15 protein-coding genes are annotated in these 16,054 nt (G+C 56.9%); 10 read left to right on the forward strand and 5 right to left on the reverse strand.

Annotated features, from left to right (window positions below; genetic code table 11):
• Positions 1-461 precede the first annotated feature (461 nt).
• Positions 462-1,265 carry a class I SAM-dependent methyltransferase gene (locus tag ACYQ54_RS00005; protein ID WP_460078164.1) on the reverse strand — a complete coding sequence of 268 codons (804 nt, stop codon included), beginning with the start codon at positions 1,263-1,265 and terminating at the stop codon, positions 462-464.
• Between the two features lie 156 nt (positions 1,266-1,421).
• Here ACYQ54_RS00005 and ACYQ54_RS00010 point away from each other — a divergent pair, with 156 nt between their 5' ends.
• Together ACYQ54_RS00010 and ACYQ54_RS00015 are read left to right on the forward strand one after the other, a co-directional pair.
• Entirely contained in the window at positions 1,422-1,919 is a 498-nt protein-coding gene (locus tag ACYQ54_RS00010) for a GNAT family N-acetyltransferase (RefSeq protein WP_460078165.1), read from the forward strand.
• Between the two features lie 355 nt (positions 1,920-2,274).
• Entirely contained in the window at positions 2,275-3,351 is a 1,077-nt protein-coding gene (locus tag ACYQ54_RS00015; protein ID WP_460078166.1) for a D-alanine--D-alanine ligase family protein, read from the forward strand.
• A 108-nt stretch (positions 3,352-3,459) separates the two neighbouring features.
• On the opposite strand, the gene arfB is transcribed toward ACYQ54_RS00015, so the two are convergent.
• On the reverse strand, positions 3,460-3,921 hold the full coding sequence (arfB, locus tag ACYQ54_RS00020; protein WP_460078168.1) for an alternative ribosome rescue aminoacyl-tRNA hydrolase ArfB: 462 nt from the start codon (positions 3,919-3,921) through the stop codon (positions 3,460-3,462).
• The gene (locus tag ACYQ54_RS00025) at positions 3,918-4,598 is read right to left on the reverse strand and encodes a TetR family transcriptional regulator C-terminal domain-containing protein (protein WP_460078170.1); all 681 of its coding nucleotides are present in this window, start codon (positions 4,596-4,598) and stop codon (positions 3,918-3,920) included. The genes arfB and ACYQ54_RS00025 overlap by 4 nt, the downstream gene beginning before the upstream one ends.
• 480 nt (positions 4,599-5,078) lie before the next feature.
• On the opposite strand from ACYQ54_RS00025, the gene aptA reads away from it, so the two are divergent.
• From aptA to mazG, 8 genes are all read left to right on the forward strand, one after another.
• The gene (gene aptA / locus ACYQ54_RS00030) at positions 5,079-6,407 is read left to right on the forward strand and encodes an omega-aminotransferase AptA (RefSeq protein ID WP_460078172.1); all 1,329 of its coding nucleotides are present in this window, start codon (positions 5,079-5,081) and stop codon (positions 6,405-6,407) included.
• A 46-nt stretch (positions 6,408-6,453) separates the two neighbouring features.
• Positions 6,454-7,710, forward strand: coding sequence for a Zn-dependent hydrolase (locus tag ACYQ54_RS00035; protein ID WP_460078173.1), 1,257 nt, complete (start codon positions 6,454-6,456; stop codon positions 7,708-7,710).
• A 102-nt stretch (positions 7,711-7,812) separates the two neighbouring features.
• The gene (locus tag ACYQ54_RS00040) at positions 7,813-8,583 is read left to right on the forward strand and encodes an endo alpha-1,4 polygalactosaminidase (protein ID WP_460078175.1); all 771 of its coding nucleotides are present in this window, start codon (positions 7,813-7,815) and stop codon (positions 8,581-8,583) included.
• A gap of 70 nt (positions 8,584-8,653) precedes the next feature.
• Complete coding sequence (hydA, locus tag ACYQ54_RS00045; RefSeq protein ID WP_460078176.1) at positions 8,654-10,111, forward strand: dihydropyrimidinase; 1,458 nt, start codon at positions 8,654-8,656, stop codon at positions 10,109-10,111.
• A 121-nt stretch (positions 10,112-10,232) separates the two neighbouring features.
• Positions 10,233-11,039 (forward strand): ABC transporter ATP-binding protein, encoded by an 807-nt coding sequence (locus ACYQ54_RS00050; protein ID WP_460081627.1) that lies wholly within the window; start codon positions 10,233-10,235, stop codon positions 11,037-11,039.
• Between the two features lie 150 nt (positions 11,040-11,189).
• On the forward strand, positions 11,190-12,113 hold the full coding sequence (locus ACYQ54_RS00055; protein ID WP_460078179.1) for an ABC transporter permease: 924 nt from the start codon (positions 11,190-11,192) through the stop codon (positions 12,111-12,113).
• Entirely contained in the window at positions 12,110-13,255 is a 1,146-nt protein-coding gene (locus ACYQ54_RS00060) for an ABC transporter permease (RefSeq protein WP_460078181.1), read from the forward strand. Before ACYQ54_RS00055 ends, ACYQ54_RS00060 begins: the two co-directional genes overlap by 4 nt.
• A 78-nt stretch (positions 13,256-13,333) precedes the next feature.
• Positions 13,334-14,155 (forward strand): nucleoside triphosphate pyrophosphohydrolase, encoded by an 822-nt coding sequence (mazG, locus tag ACYQ54_RS00065; protein ID WP_460078184.1) that lies wholly within the window; start codon positions 13,334-13,336, stop codon positions 14,153-14,155.
• 120 nt (positions 14,156-14,275) lie between these two features.
• Here mazG and hflX read toward each other — a convergent pair whose 3' ends face one another.
• Together hflX and hfq are read right to left on the reverse strand one after the other, a co-directional pair.
• Entirely contained in the window at positions 14,276-15,556 is a 1,281-nt protein-coding gene (gene hflX / locus ACYQ54_RS00070; protein WP_460081630.1) for a GTPase HflX, read from the reverse strand.
• Between the two features lie 120 nt (positions 15,557-15,676).
• Positions 15,677-15,934: an RNA chaperone Hfq gene (hfq, locus tag ACYQ54_RS00075; protein WP_173006241.1), complete on the reverse strand. Its 258-nt coding sequence runs from the start codon at positions 15,932-15,934 to the stop codon at positions 15,677-15,679.
• Positions 15,935-16,054 lie beyond the last annotated feature (120 nt).

A 16,054-nucleotide genomic window follows, 5' to 3' on the forward strand; every position in this document is an offset into this window, starting at 1 on the left:
CGCTTGAGAAAGTGGCAAAACCCAAGTGTCGCATTTCTTTCGGGCTGAACATGTCGCGCCTCTAATCGGCTTTGACAAGATGTGTAGGCGCCGGACGAGAATGTCTCTCTCGTGCAAATCGAAAATGTCGCGCTCCCCGCGACCATTAAATTGTCGGGCGTTCGAGCATGGGATGGGTATTGATGAGTAAGCGTGACTTGAACCGGTTCGAAGTGCCGACAAAAACTGATGACGGTTCTATCGGCGTGTCTCCACCACATCCGCTTCGCTGAACTTGTCCGGACGGCCTGTCTACCGTCTGCTGTGCCAATTCCGCTTGGAAGGTCCAGACAGGATCCGTATACCGGACTCGCTGTAGCCACCCGAACAACGCCACCCATCCAGTCAAACACGAATACGCTATGAAACTGACGCACGAGTGCTACCGGGATTTTCGATCGACATTAGCGGCTGAGCTCCGTTCACAGCGCCTTGGTACCGACGACAAGCCCATTTCGACGCGTCGTTTGTAACGCTCCTCCTGAACGGTCGCTTTCATTCCGGATCAATTCTGCAAGATGTCTCTGCTGTTCCTCCGGCGCTGAAATGCCCGGAGGCATCGACAGCAGGAAACTCACCGCATCCTCCGGATCTGTGCAGGTCATGACGTCGAGAAGGTCCTCTCTGCGTACATCTTCAAAGAGCTGGCCCACAAGCTGCTCGGCATCATCAAGAGAAAACAGCGCGGCTCCTGGATCGATTGGTCGGCCTCCAAACGCGATGGCGCCAATCGCATGCAACTCGCTCATGTTGGACTGCGCGTTTGTGCTTGCAAATATTCGACCGCCCGGGCGCAGAACGCGTCTTGCCTCACGTAACGCGGATCCGGGATCGCTCACATGGTACAGGACGTGCAGAAGAAGCACTGCGTCGAAGGTCTCGTCTGCATGGGGCAGACTGACTGCATCTGCCACTTTCGCGTCTGTTACCTCGATCCGGTCCACCGTCACGAGGTTCGCCCTGGCCGCTTCTATCATGCCTGGTGAAGTGTCTACGAGTGAAAGACGAAGGTCATTCGGCAACCGCTCTGCCTGCGATCGCCAAAGCCACGCCGGGCCGCACCCCACGTCGAGTAACTCCATTGCCGTCTGCAACTTCATCCGATCGACAAGCCAGTCAAACCAGCTAACGGTTGCATACTTTGCCTGAAATGATCCACGCGTCGCGAGATAACCGGGTGTGGCGTAATGGCTTAGCACTTCTTGATTTGATGACTCGTCTTTCATGGAGCAATGCTATGCCAGTTTTGGATCGCTATCCAGAACGGGGTTGGCGCCGGAACATGGATGTATGACCAGCCGTTATTGATCGAAAATACGTGGCATCCGCGCTTCAAACCTTGCCGGCGTGGGTGATCGACATGGTATCTGAGTGTTGTGCCAATGATTGAGAAATACACATTTCGACCGGTGACTCCGGCAGATTTAACGCTGCTGGCGGAATGGCAATCTCAACCGCATGTACGCAGGTGGTGGGACACGACTGAACCCTACGGCGAAGAGCAACTGAAAGATCCTCGGGTAAGTCGATGGATTGTCTCGAAGGCAGGATACCCCTTTGCCTACATGCAGGACTACACGGTCCACGGGTGGGAAGGTCACCACTTCTTCGCACTCCCAAGAAATTCACGTGGCATCGACCAGTTCATCGGCGCCCCCAACATGATAGGGAAAGGCCACGGCCCTGCCTTTATCATGCAGCGAATTCAGACGCTTTTTGAGGAAGGTACCCCGGTCGTTGCAACCGACCCACACCCGGAAAATGCGCGTGCCATCGCAGCTTATAAAAAGGCAGGTTTCAGGGAGTTTGGCGAACCTCAGAACACCCAATGGGGGAAAATACTGCCGATGAAAGTCAGTCCAGAGGATCTGATTTTTTGACCGACATTTTTTCGCGTGGCCCATGTATCGGAGAGCCGTCATAGCCCCCTTTCCTCACCTGTCATGCGCTTTGCCGACTTTGACAGAATGAGATTTTCCACTTGGTTGGCGTTGTTAATACGCAACTGCTTCATCAACAGTTGCGTGGTCACCCGGCTCGCAGTGGCGAGCCCTTTGAAGCCACCAGACAGAAAGTCATTGGCACCTGGGCCTCTCGGTTTTCATACAGATCGTATTCAGGCTCACGGATTGAATGACCAGGCTAAAACCTCCCGCTGGTCTTTGCGCCGCCGCAATATCGCGCTATCGCTGATCAGACATTTGGCTTTCATATTCGATTCTACTGGAGACTTTTTTGATAGTGCAATCACATAAGCTGCGTGTTGCTGTCCTTTTTGGCGGTCGTTCCGCAGAGCACGAAGTATCGATTCTTTCAGCCACAAATGTCATGCATGCGCTTGATCCGGCCAAATATGATGCAGTCCCCGTTTATGTAACCCGTGACGGGCAATGGCTGCTGAGCCGTTATGAAGACGGAACATTGGCACAGCCATCATCAGGCACAGAGATTTGCCTGGTTCCCGGCGGCCACGGCCGGGTCGTTGCTTTGAGCGAAGACGGATCCACACATGACCTGGCAAAACTCGACGCGATCTTTCCGGTTCTTCATGGCCTTCATGGCGAAGACGGCGCGGTTCAGGGGCTTGCGGAAGTGGCGCGTGTGCCACTCGTTGGGTGCGGTATCGCTGGTTCGGCAAACGCGCTCGACAAGGATCTCGCAAAACGGCTGTTGATCGAAGCCGGCCTTCCCACCGCCTGTTCGGTTACGATCCGAAGTGATGACATACCTGCTTTCGAGACTTTGCAGCGGGTACTTGGCTTACCTGTATTCATCAAGCCTGCGCGTCAGGGGTCTTCAGTAGGTGTCAGCAAGGTTCTCACGCGAGGCGAGTACGAGGTAGCCCTTCAGGAAGGGTTCAAGCACGACAGCAAACTTCTGGCGGAAGAATTTGTCCTTGGCAGGGAAATCGAATTTGCGGTCCTGGAAGAATGTGACGGCTCGCTGTTCGTCTCCCGACCTGGTGAAATCATACCCGCAGAAAGCCACGGCTTTTACACCTATGACGCAAAATATGTCGACGAAAATGGCGCAGCCTTGAAAGTCCCGGCAGAATTGCAGGAAAACGTCGAGAACCAGATGCGGGATCTGGCAGCAAAAGCCTTCAGGGCTCTCGGCTGCGACGGCATGGCCCGGATCGATTTTTTTGTCACGAAGGACATGAAATTCCTTCTCAACGAGCTCAACACCATCCCCGGTTTCACGAATATCAGCATGTATTCAAAGGCAATGGCAGCAAGTGGTGTCAGCTATCCCGACATCATCGACCGCCTGATTGCTCACGGCATTGCTCGCGCCAAACGGGACCTCTGAAATACGGCGCTCTTGGCAAGGATGATGTTCTTTAAAAATTCCATGCCTATGTGGTCATCACGTAAGATGAGACGGTGAGCATCCACAACAGACCTCCCATCGCAAAGCCTATCCGTCAAAACCACCAGACCTGCCGCGCATTTTCTTGATCTGGCCGCGCTGTTTCTTGGCGTCGAGACGGCGTTTTTTGGAACCGAGGGTCGGTTTTGTCGCCTTGCGGGGTTTCGGCTTTTCCGTGGCCCTGCGTAACAATTCCAGCAAACGCTCCAGTGCGTCTTCCCGGTTGCGTTCCCGCGTCCGGAACCGGTCAGCCTGCAATACGATTTCGCCACCGAGTGTCAAACGGCTGCCTGCAAGTCTGGCTGCGCGCGCCTTTACGTCTTCCGGCAAGGTTTCATTTCCGGCAAGGTCGAAGCGCAGTTGCACAGCCGTTGACACCTTGTTGACGTTCTGCCCGCCTGGACCGGACGCCCGTATGAAGTCTTCGGTGAGATCTTCCCTGCGGATGAAAAGCCGTCCTGTGACCTCGATCCTTGAGGCCGCATACGGATCTTCCGTCCCGCTGCTCATACCGCCAAATCACTTTCCATTGGCATTTCCAGGCCAACCCCGTTCAAAATGAGTGACGTGACTGCAGCTTCCGTTTCGGCTTGAAAGGCCGCGTCCGAAAGGTCTTTTCCAGTCAACGCCCTGATTTGAACCGAAAAGTCCGCGTAATGCTGGGTCGTCGCCCAGATCGTGAAGATGAGATGGACTGGATCGACGCTACGCATCTTGCCCGCCGCTATCCAGTCTTCGATCACCTGGCTTTTTTCTGCCACCAACCGCTTCAGGTCCGTTTGCAGGATCGGTAAAATCTGCGGCGCACCCTGCATGACCTCGTTGGCGAATAACTTTGATGCTTCCGGAAACCTGGCAGACATCTCTATCTTCTGGCGGATATAGGCTGCCAGTTCCTGAGCCGGTTCCCCATCCGGATTGAGCGTCTTCAACGGCGCCAGCCATACTTCCAGAATATGGGCCAGAGTCGCGTTATAGATCGCTTCCTTGGAGGAAAAATAATAAAGCAGGTTGGACTTCGACATACCCGCGTCTGCGGCAATCCGTTCTACGGTTGCCCCGGAAAACCCTTTCATGGAGAACTCGCCTAGAGCCGCCTCCAGAATCAGGGACCGGTTCTTTTCCTGGATCCGGCTCAGTCCACCAGATTTCAAAGATGCCTGCGCCTGCTCACCCAAATCCGCCATCGACCGTTCCGCTTCCCGCCCCGAAGGGTCTCAACCCTGTCCCCGGTTCAAAACGGCGATTTTCCTGCAAAAAGCACCGCTTCAGTACTCGGCAAGAGCAGCACCGGACAGAATGACCAGAAATTAGTCATGACGACCGGATTTGCATCTTGACCATTTGGTCAAATCCCTCCTAGGGTAAATTGACCAGATGGTCAGAAGGCTAGTCGATTGATCCGTCCCTCGCAATGGGGATGTCTTGAACAAACGGCGGCCTCCGGCCATTTGTGATTTCCGGGTAACCCGGACAGGCTGCAAGGCCGGACAGAGGATTTAGGCGAACGGGAAAGAGGCAAAAGCCCATCCGGACCGCCAGGGAACAGTGTGGGGAGAGGACCAGCGCAGTGAGCACTGCCGTTGATGCGGTGCGCGTGCTATTCCTTCCATCACGAATTCGCAACAGTCGGCCACTTCAAATGCGAAGGGTCGCAAGGAGGACGTATGTCAGCATCGAGCCAGGCTGCCACCAACAATCTCGAAGCTTTCTGGATGCCGTTCACGGCCAACCGGCAGTTCAAACAGGCCCCGCGCATGTTCGTGTCGGCCAAAGACATGCACTACACCACTGCTGACGGCAGACAGGTTCTAGACGGCACTGCCGGCCTTTGGTGCTGCAACGCCGGCCACTCCCGCCCGAAGGTGGTTGAAGCGGTTCAAAAGCAGATTGCAGAGCTTGACTATGCCCCCGCCTTCCAGATGGGCCATCCCAAGGCCTTCGAATTGGCGGCCCGTCTTGCGGCCATGATGCCCTCCCCGCTGGACCATGTCTTCTTTACGAACTCCGGTTCTGAAAGTGTCGACACCGCACTGAAGATCGCACTTGCCTACCAGCGCGCGATCGGCCAAGGCACCCGCACCCGCTTGATTGGCCGTGAACGCGGCTATCACGGTGTCGGTTTCGGCGGCATTTCGGTTGGCGGCATCGTCTCGAACCGCAAGACTTTCGGCACGATGCTCACCGGCGTCGACCACATGCGCCACACGCATGATCCTGAGCGCAATGCGTTCTCCCGCGGCATGCCGGAAAATGGCGCCGAATACGCAGAAGAGCTGATCCGCATCATTCAGCTTCATGATCCTTCGACCATCGCAGCCGTCATTGTTGAACCGGTTGCTGGGTCTACTGGTGTTCTGATCCCGCCGAAAGGGTACCTGGAACGTCTGCGCGAAATCTGCTCGCAGCACGGCATTCTGCTGATTTTCGATGAAGTCATCACCGGATTCGGCCGTCTGGGGTCACCGTTTGCAACCGATTTCTTCGGCGTTACGCCGGATCTTGTCACCACTGCAAAGGGCCTGACCTCAGGTGTCGTTCCGATGGGGGCCGTGTTCTGTTCGTCCGACATCTATCATACGTTCATGACAGGGCCGGAACACATGATCGAGCTGTTCCACGGCTATACCTATTCCGCGCACCCGCTCGCATGCGCTGCCGCTCTAGCGACGCTCGACACCTATGACGAAGAAGGGCTTCTGACGCGCGCCGCCGACCTTGCCCAATACTGGGAAGACGGCCTGCATTCGCTAAAGGATTGCCCGAATGTCATTGACATCCGCAACCTCGGCCTGATTGGCGCAATCGAACTGACACCGATTGCCGGCGAACCGACCAAGCGGGCGTTCTCGGCCTTTCTGAAGGCTTATGACGACGGGCTGCTGATCCGCACTACAGGCGATATCATCGCCCTCTCCCCACCCCTGATCATTTCCAAGGAGCAGATCGACGAGCTGTTCGGCAAGCTGCGCAGCGTGCTGAACGCCATTGACTGAGTTCCTGCAGGACTAGAGACAAAGACACGTACTAGGAGACAAAAGCATGGCAGCCCCCGGCGAAAACCTGAGGATCAACGCAGAACGGCTCTGGGACAGTCTGATGGAAATGGCCAAGGTCGGCCCGGGAGTTGCCGGTGGTAACAATCGGCAAACCCTGACCGATGCCGACGCCGAGGGCCGCAAGCTGTTCCAGAAGTGGTGTGAGGAAGCCGGCATGACCATGGCTGTCGACACCATGGGCAACATGTTCATGACGCGTCCGGGAACCGATCCCGACGCCCTGCCCGTCTATGTCGGGTCGCACCTTGATACACAGCCGACCGGCGGCAAGTATGACGGCGTCCTGGGTGTCCTCGGTGGCCTGGAAGTCGTGCGCACCATGAACGACCTCGGCATCAAGACCAAACATCCGATCGTTGTGACAAACTGGACCAATGAGGAAGGCACGCGCTTCGCCCCGGCAATGCTTGCGTCCGGCGTATTCGCCGGCGTCCATACTCAGGACTGGGCCTATGATCGTGCCGATCATGAAGGTTTGAAGTTCGGTGACGAACTGAAACGCATCGGCTGGGTTGGCGATGAAGAGGTCGGTGCCCGCAAGACCAAGATGCATGCCATGTTCGAACTCCACATCGAACAGGGGCCTATCCTGGAGGCGGAAGGCAAGGACATCGGTGTCGTTACCCATGGCCAGGGCCTCTCCTGGACCCAGGTAACAGTGACCGGCAAGGACAGCCATACGGGTTCAACGCCGATGCCCATGCGCAAGAATGCGGGTCTCGGCATGGCTCGTATCCTGGAACTGGTCGATGAAATTGCCTGGTCACATGCTCCACATGCGGTTGGTGCTGCCGGCCACATCGAGGTTTTCCCGAATTCACGCAACGTGATACCCGGAAAAGCCGTCTTCACCATTGATTTTCGGTCTCCGGACATTGCCGTCATCAAGGATATGGAAGACCGTCTGAAGGACGGCGCCAGGAAGATCTGCGACGACATGGGACTGGACGTCGAATTCGAAAAAGTCGGCGGTTTCGATCCGGTGGAATTCGACAAGGGGTGCGTCGAGGCAGTTCGCAACGCTGCCGAACGTCTTGGCTATTCTCACCAGAACATCATTTCCGGTGCCGGCCACGATGCCTGCTGGATCAACAAGGTCGCACCGACCGCGATGATCATGTGCCCCTGTGTCGACGGTCTCTCGCACAACGAAGCGGAAGAGATCTCCAGGGATTGGGCGAAAGCCGGTGCGGACGTATTGTTCCACGCTGTGGTCGAGACAGCGGGCATCGTGGAGTAGCACTGACATCGGCGAACCGATCGCGAATTAGCTTCAGCATTGCACGAAACACCCGGCTGTCACGGCCTTGAGCCGCGACCAGGAACAGGGGATGAGGGGAACATGAACTTGAACGGAAAGGCATTGGCGCTGCTCTGCACCCAGTTTTGGGTCGCGGCACCTGCCTTTGCCTTTTCCGTCGGCGACAGCTGGGACTGGCAACTCACAGAGCCGGTCGATCTCGACAGGGCTGTCAGCGTTCTGGATCTTCACCCCGACCTTGTAACACCGGGCGACCTCGCCGCGCTGAAACGGAAAGGTGTCCGCACCATCTGCTACGTCAGTATCGGCACGCTGGAAGAAAGTGCTCGGGACGCAAATGCGTTTCCCGACCTGGTGGTGGGCAAGACCTATGAGGACTGGCCTGACGAGCGATTTCTCGATATCCGCCGGCTCGATGTTCTGCTTCCCATCATGAAATCACGGTTCGAGGCCTGCAAGCATGAAGGTTTCGATGCAATAGAACCTGACAACATGGACGTTCACGACAACGACAGCGGCTTTCCGATCACTGCTGACGACGTCGTAGCCTATGTCGCCAGGCTGGCAGCCATCGCGCATTCTCTAGAGCTGGGCATCGGTCAGAAGAACGTGCCGGATCTGACAGGCGACCTCATTGGACATATGGACTTCCTGATCGCCGAAAGCTGTTTCCAGGACAAGTGGTGTACGGATGTCAGCGCTTATGTCCGGGCGGGCAAACCGATCTTCGACGCGGAATATACGGACCGGCCAATAGACTTTTCAGAAGCCTGCGAGGCTGCCTCGCAGCAGAACATCGCCATGATCCTGAAAGACAGGGATCTGACGGCACCGGTAGAAGCCTGTCCATGAGGGCAAGCTACCGCCACCAATTTCCGGATACGCATACCGGGCAAGTGAACAAACGAGAAGGGGACCACAAATGGCCAGCAAAGTGATCAAGGGCGGTACGGTTGTCACCGCCGATCTTTCGTACGAAGCCGATGTGAAAATCGAAGACGGCAGGATTGTCGAAATCGGACCCAACCTGTCCGGTGATGAAACCCTGGATGCGACCGGCTGTTACATCATGCCGGGCGGCATCGACCCGCACACACACCTGGAAATGCCATTCATGGGCACGTTCTCTTCGGACAATTTCGACAGCGGCACGCGTGCGGCCCTGGCCGGTGGCACCACCATGGTTGTCGATTTCGCATTGCCTTCGCCGGGCCAGTCCCTGCTGGAAGCCCTGCAGATGTGGGACAACAAGTCGTCGATGGCCCACTGCGACTATTCCTTCCACATGGCGATTACCTGGTGGGGCGAACAGGTCTTCAACGACATGCAGACCGTTGTCCAGCAGAAGGGCATCAACACCTTCAAGCATTTCATGGCCTACAAGGGCGCCTTGATGGTGAATGACGACGAGATGTTCGCCTCGTTCTCGCGTTGCGCCGAACTTGGCGCCCTGCCACTGGTGCACGCGGAAAACGGCGACGTGGTTGCCACCTTGCAGCAAAAGCTGCTTGCAGAGGGCAACAACGGGCCGGAAGCCCATGCCTATTCACGCCCGCCGGAAGTGGAAGGCGAAGCCACCAACCGCGCAATCATGATCGCGGACATGGCCGGCGTACCGGTCTATATCGTCCACACGTCTTCCGAACAGGCGCATGAGGCGATCCGCCGGGCACGCCAGAATGGCATCCGTGCCTACGGTGAACCGCTGATCCAGCACCTGACGCTTGATGACAGCGAATACAAGCACGCTGATTGGGACCACGCGGCCCGCCGCGTGATGTCACCTCCGTTCCGCGACAAGAGGCACCAGGACAGCCTCTGGGCAGGTCTCGCCTCCGGTTCGCTGCAGGTGGTTGCGACAGACCATTGCGCCTTTACCACTGATCAGAAGCGCACCGGCGTCGGCGATTTCACCAAGATCCCGAATGGCACAGGCGGTCTGGAAGACCGAATGCCGATGTTGTGGACCTACGGGGTGAACACCGGCCGGCTGACGCCAAACGAGTTCGTCGCCGTCACCTCAACCAATATTGCAAAGATCCTGAATATCTATCCGAAAAAAGGAGCAATTCTGGTTGGCGCTGATGCCGATCTCGTCGTCTGGGATCCGGAAAAATCAAAGACCATTTCCGCCTCCAGCCAACAGTCGGCAATTGACTACAATGTCTTCGAAGGCAAGACCGTGAAGGGTCTGCCGCGCTACACACTGACCCGGGGCCGCGTTGCCGTCGAAGATGGCACGGTCAACCACAGCCAGGGTCATGGCGAATTTGTCGCCCGCAAGCCGTATCAGGCTGTCAACAAGGCACTTAGCACGTGGAAGGAACTGACCGCACCGCGTAAGGTGGAACGCACCGGCATTCCCGCCAGCGGCGTCTGATCCGATCCATCCCCGCTCTCCACGAGGGCGGGGACTTTCAAGAAACGAATGCGTCAAATCGGACCCGTTTCGTGCCGCGAGGAAATTGATGACTGCACTTGCCAGCGCAAAGGACACCGCAATGGTGGAAAACAAACAAAGCGCCAGCCCGAACCGGGTGATCGATATCGAGAACCTCTCGCTCACCTTCGAGACCAATGACGGGCCGGTTCATGCGCTTTCAGATATAGATCTGAAGATCGAAGAAGGCGATTTCGTTTCCTTCATCGGTCCGTCCGGGTGTGGCAAGACCACCTTGCTCAGGGTCATCGCCGATCTCGAAAAACCGACAGCCGGGTCGATTTCGGTCAACGGCGTCTCTCCGGAAGATGCGCGCCTCAACCGGGCCTATGGCTATGTTTTTCAGGCGGCCGCGCTCTATCCGTGGCGGACCATCGCAAAGAACGTCGCTCTGCCGCTCGAGATCATGGGACTTTCCAGGGCAGAGCAGCAACAGCGCATTGCCCGCAACATGGAACTGGTTAATCTCACCGGTTTTGAGAAGAAATATCCTTGGCAACTCTCCGGTGGAATGCAGCAGCGTGCTTCCATCGCCCGCGCCCTCGCAGTCGAACCTGACCTGCTGCTGATGGATGAGCCTTTCGGGGCGCTTGATGAGATCGTTCGCGACCACCTCAACGAGCAGCTGCTGCAACTCTGGGCAAAGACCAACAAGACTGTTGTCTTCGTCACGCACTCGATCCCGGAAGCCGTATTCCTGTCGACCAAGATCGTCGTGCTCTGCCCGCGGCCGGGACGTATCTACGACGTGATCGAAAGCGACCTTCCGCGCGAACGCAGTCTCGATATTCGCGAAACACCGGAGTTTCTGAAAATTGCGCACCGGGTGCGCGAAGGCCTGAAGGCGGGACATTCCTATGAGGATTGATCAAACCCGCTTTGCACCCAACGACTTTGCCGGATTCAATCCGGGAATCCGCGGCGTTTGGCAAGGGCAAGTCCAAGGGAGCGTCGGGCTGGCGGCCAATGAAAAGGACATCGTCGTTGCAACATGGAAAAGCAGGAGGAGCCAGGACGCATGACCGACGCCTCTCTTTCCTCATCCCGCAGCACCAATCCGTTTTCCGGCCTCATGTCCGGCACGGTTGGCCCCGTCACCATTGTGGTTTTGGCCATTATCGCGTTGTGGTACATCTCGGCTGTTGCTCTCAACGCCCCTTTCCAGCGAGACATGTATAAGCGAGCCGGCCAGGACAACGTAGCGTTTTCACAACTCGTCGCCGACACGCTTTATCAGGAACGCCCTGTCCTTCCCGCACCGCACCAGGTACTCGTGGAAATGTGGGACACGACGGTGAACAAGAAGATCACGTCCAAGCGGTCCCTGCTCTATCATACAGGCATCACGCTATCTTCGACGCTCCTAGGGTTTCTGATCGGCACGACCCTCGGCATTTTTCTGGCGATTGGCATCGTCCATTCTCGTGTTCTCGACAAGTCGCTTATGCCGTGGGTCATTTCCTCTCAAACCATTCCAATCCTGGCCATCGCTCCGATGATCATCGTTGTTTTGAATGCGGTCGGGATTTCCGGTTTGCTGCCGAAAGCCATGATTTCCACCTATCTGTCCTTCTTCCCGGTTACGGTCGGGATGGTGAAGGGCTTGAGATCGCCCGAAGTCATCCACATGGACCTGATGCACACCTATTCGGCGACCCGCTTTCAGGCCTTTTGGAAATTGCGCCTGCCCTATGCAGTACCCTACCTCTTCACTTCCATGAAAATCGGCATGGCGGCCTCCCTCGTCGGGGCCATCGTTGGTGAGCTGCCGACAGGTGCCATTGCCGGCCTTGGAGCACGTCTGCTTGCGGGATCCTACTACGGCCAAACCGTACAAATCTGGTCGGCACTTCTCATGGCCGCCTTCCTGGCAGGGTCTCTGGTCGCGCTGATTGGCGTGATCGAAAAGCGCACGCTGAAACGTATGGGGATGGCCGGATGAGCACCATGACCGCTAAGAAAAGCCGCCTGGATATGCCGGCGTTGTTGGCCTGGTTCATTGTCGCCATGGTCGTGATAGGCCTTTTCAGCCCGATATTCGGCCCGGATTACGGCATCATGGATGTGCCGCGCCTGGCCATCTGTCTGGTGATCCTGGCAATCGCCGGCGTGCGTTACGAACTTGGTTTCATGCGCAATCCTGTGGGCGATATTGTTCTTGGTCTCGTGACCGCCGTTGCCGCCTGGCTGCTGATCTCTACGGCCTCCAACCATGTAGGACAGGCCACCCTCGGTTTCTGGGCTCTGGTGGCAGCAACATGGGCGGCTTCATGGCTGTTCGTGGAGCGCCTTGCCACGTGGCGACACATGTCGCCGCTCGCAACGCGCCTCATCAACCTGGCGATACCAGCGCTTTTCGGCATTACGCTTCTGGTGCTGTGGCAAATCTTGGTGACCGGCGCCGGTATTCCGAAGGTTCTGCTACCGGCCCCTTCCGAAATCTGGATTCGCCTGACGTCGTCCGGCTCCACCCTTTGGGCGGATTTCCGTCAGACGTTTCTGAAAGCGGTTCTGGCTGGATACGCCATCGGCTGCGGCTCTGCGTTCATCACCGCCATCCTTGTGGACCGAGTGCCGTTCCTGCGCCGCGGCCTGCTGCCGATCGGCAATCTGGTTTCCGCCCTGCCGATTATCGGCGTCGCCCCGATCATGGTGATGTGGTTCGGCTTCGACTGGCCGTCCAAGGCTGCGGTCGTGATCATCATGACCTTCTTCCCGATGCTGGTGAACACGGTATCAGGTCTCGCCGCGTCTGATGCCATGCAACGCGACCTGATGCGCACCTATGCCTCCAACTATTGGCAGACGCTTTTCAAGCTGCGCCTGCCGATGGCCATGCCCTTCATCTTCAATGCGCTGAAGATCAATTCGACGCTCGCCCTGATCGGCGCAATCGTCGCCGAATTCTTCGGCACGCCGATTGTCGGCATGGGTTTCCGCATCTCAACGGAGGTCGGCCGCATGAACGTTGATATGGTCTGGGCAGAAATCGCCGTTGCCGCTCTCGCCGGATCGCTGTTCTACGGCCTCGTCGCGCTCCTGGAACGCGCCGTCACTTTCTGGCACCCATCGGTCAGGGGGTGATTTGCCCCTCCACTTGTCATCCTGGATGTGTCAAAAGGCATCATCCAGGATGACAAGCAGACAGGACATTTGCCCTCCATGACCCCCAGCCGCGACATTTCCCGCCTGATCGAAATCATGGCTGCGCTCAGAACGCCCGTGACCGGTTGCCCCTGGGATCTGGAACAGACATTCGCGACCATCGCGCCCTATACGCTGGAAGAGGCCTACGAGGTCGCGGACGCCATCGCCAAGAACGATGTGGTGGAGCTGCGCGAGGAGCTCGGAGATCTGTTACTTCAGGTCGTCTACCATGCACGCATGGCTGAAGAAGACGACCACTTCGACTTTGGCGATGTGGTGGAAGCCATCACAAAAAAAATGATCCGCCGGCACCCGCATGTTTTCGGTGACGAAAACGGCGAGAAACCCGAACTTGTCAAAGGCATCTGGGAACGGATCAAGGCAGAAGAACGGACCGAAAAGCGGACTGCCAGGGAAGCACTGGGCATAACGGAAGCACACAAGGGCTTCCTTGATGACGTGCCAACCGCCTTCCCTGCCCTTCAGGAAGCCGAAAAGCTGCAGCGAAGGGCTTCAAGAGTTGGTTTTGACTGGAACGATGCCAGACTGGTTCTGGACAAGATCAGAGAAGAAACCCACGAGCTCGACGAGGAACTCGCCAAATCCGCCCCGGACAAAGACCGGATCTCCGACGAACTCGGCGACACGCTGTTTGCGCTCGCCAACTTGGCCCGGCATCTGGATATCGATCCGGAAGAAGCCCTTCGTCGCACGAACAGGAAATTCCGCAAGCGATTTGCCGCCATCGAGGACCACGCGTCGCACACCGGTACAACGCTTGAAGCAATGTCGCTTGAGGAAATGGAAGCGGCCTGGCAGGCGGCGAAAAAAAAATAACCGTCTCGGAATTGTCCCGTCGATACTGGCCACCTGTTCACCGGTTTCAACTCAGAGGCTGCAGCGGAAGGAGCAAAGACAGACCCACGGTGCCTGTCTTTGCCGATAGAAAGACGATTTCTAGAGAAAGTCGGAGAATGTGTCCCGGAAGGGCCCGCGCTGCTTGTCAGACACACGAACTTCAACGGTTACGAAGTCTTCGGCATCCGTTCGCTCCATGACTTCCGACAGTTGATAGAGCCTGGCCAGCAATGCGCCTTCTGCAACCGGAATTTTGACCGTCAAAACATCGTCGTGCTGGGCCATGAAGGCATCGACGCGTGCATATAGCTGCTCGATCCCTTCGCCAGTCAGCGCGGACAGCGCAATCGGCCCCTCTTCGCCGGCATCCTCCAGCAGCTTTTCGCGGTAGGCCGGATCAAGGCAATCGATCTTGTTCCAGACTTCGATAACTGGCGCACCCGTCAAAGCATCGACACCAAGGTCCGTCAGCGTTTTCTTGACATCTTCAGCCTGAGCTTCGGTATCGGAGTGCGAAATGTCGCGCACATGAAGAATGAGATCCGCTTCCAGCACTTCTTCCAGGGTTGCGCGGAACGCAGCCACGAGGTGGGTCGGCAAATCGGAAATGAACCCGACAGTGTCAGAGAGGATGATTTCCTTGCCATGAGGCAAGGAGACCTTGCGCAAGGTCGGATCGAGCGTCGCGAAAAGAAGATCCTTGGCGAATACGTCGGACTCGGTCATCCGGTTGAACAGGGTCGATTTGCCTGCGTTGGTATAACCGACGAGCGCCACAACCGGTTGCGGGATCTTCTTGCGCTTCTTGCGATGCAGGTTTCGCGTCCGGCGAACCTGTTCGAGCTGCTTTTGCAACGCGATGATGCGGTCCTGAATCTGCCGACGATCGGCCTCGATCTGGGTTTCCCCGGGACCACCCATGAAACCCGCACCGCCACGCTGACGCTCAAGGTGCGTCCAGGAGCGCACAAGACGGCTCTTCTGCCAGGTCAGATGCGCGAGATCGACCTGAAGCCGGCCTTCCTTGGTACGCGCCCGATCACCAAAGATTTCCAGGATCAGACCGGTCCGGTCGATCACTTTCGTCTTCAGTCTGCGTTCGAGGTTTCGCTGCTGAACCGGAGTGAGTGGATGATCGATGACTACGAGATCCAGATCCTCGCTGGCGACAATACCGGCCAGTTCGGCAACCTTGCCGTCACCAAAAAGTGTGGCGGGCTTGGGATTATTGACCCGGATGACACCCGAATGCGCAATGTCGAGATTAATGGCGGCGCTCAGGCCGAGGGCTTCTTCCAGCCGCGCTTCAGGGCTGCGATTGCCCCGAAGCTCTGCCTGGCTGGATTCGCCACGCAATTGTAGAACCGGCTCCAGAATCATCGCACGAAAAGGCTGGGGCAGGCGATCCACCCCAGTGTCCTTCAACCTTAGCGATTTCCGGCCCGGTTCTTCGGAACCGTTGGATTTAGAAAAATCGTCCGCGCGAGACTTCGGTTTCAATCAGCTTGCCTTTTCAGCGTTTTCCTCTGCCTGATCGAACAGTTGAACAGGTCCGTTTGGCATAATTGTGGAAATCGCGTGTTTATAAACCAGCTGGGAATGCCCATCACGACGCAGCAACACGCAGAAGTTGTCGAACCAGGTCACAACACCCTGCAATTTCACACCATTGATCAGAAAAATCGTCAGAGGAGTTTTTTGCTTGCGAACGTGATTAAGAAAAGTGTCTTGGAGATTTTGTGCGCGCTCAGCCATCAGTCTTTTTATCCTATTTGCCCCGGATGCGGCCGAGCATCCGGCGTTTCAGCAGCCTACCGTCAAAAGCCGTTCAGTTTCAAAGTCTAAGGTTTGACGCACCGCCCGCTTTTCGTACAGCCC

The organism is Roseibium sp. LAB1, from assembly GCF_054658235.1.

What these genes read in the sequence shown, in the direction of transcription:
- ACYQ54_RS00055 (WP_460078179.1), top strand. Translation starts at nt 11,190, where the DNA reads ATGACCGACGCCTCTCTTTCCTCATCCCGCAGCACCAATCCGTTTTCC.
- ACYQ54_RS00050 (WP_460081627.1), top strand. Translation starts at nt 10,233, where the DNA reads ATGGTGGAAAACAAACAAAGCGCCAGCCCGAACCGGGTGATCGATATC.
- hydA (WP_460078176.1), top strand. Translation starts at nt 8,654, where the DNA reads ATGGCCAGCAAAGTGATCAAGGGCGGTACGGTTGTCACCGCCGATCTT.
- aptA (WP_460078172.1), top strand. Translation starts at nt 5,079, where the DNA reads ATGTCAGCATCGAGCCAGGCTGCCACCAACAATCTCGAAGCTTTCTGG.
- ACYQ54_RS00060 (WP_460078181.1), top strand. Translation starts at nt 12,110, where the DNA reads ATGAGCACCATGACCGCTAAGAAAAGCCGCCTGGATATGCCGGCGTTG.
- ACYQ54_RS00025 (WP_460078170.1), bottom strand. Translation starts at nt 4,598, where the DNA reads ATGGCGGATTTGGGTGAGCAGGCGCAGGCATCTTTGAAATCTGGTGGA.
- ACYQ54_RS00005 (WP_460078164.1), bottom strand. Translation starts at nt 1,265, where the DNA reads ATGAAAGACGAGTCATCAAATCAAGAAGTGCTAAGCCATTACGCCACA.
- arfB (WP_460078168.1), bottom strand. Translation starts at nt 3,921, where the DNA reads ATGAGCAGCGGGACGGAAGATCCGTATGCGGCCTCAAGGATCGAGGTC.
- mazG (WP_460078184.1), top strand. Translation starts at nt 13,334, where the DNA reads ATGACCCCCAGCCGCGACATTTCCCGCCTGATCGAAATCATGGCTGCG.
- ACYQ54_RS00035 (WP_460078173.1), top strand. Translation starts at nt 6,454, where the DNA reads ATGGCAGCCCCCGGCGAAAACCTGAGGATCAACGCAGAACGGCTCTGG.
- hflX (WP_460081630.1), bottom strand. Translation starts at nt 15,556, where the DNA reads ATGATTCTGGAGCCGGTTCTACAATTGCGTGGCGAATCCAGCCAGGCA.
- ACYQ54_RS00010 (WP_460078165.1), top strand. Translation starts at nt 1,422, where the DNA reads ATGATTGAGAAATACACATTTCGACCGGTGACTCCGGCAGATTTAACG.
- ACYQ54_RS00040 (WP_460078175.1), top strand. Translation starts at nt 7,813, where the DNA reads ATGAACTTGAACGGAAAGGCATTGGCGCTGCTCTGCACCCAGTTTTGG.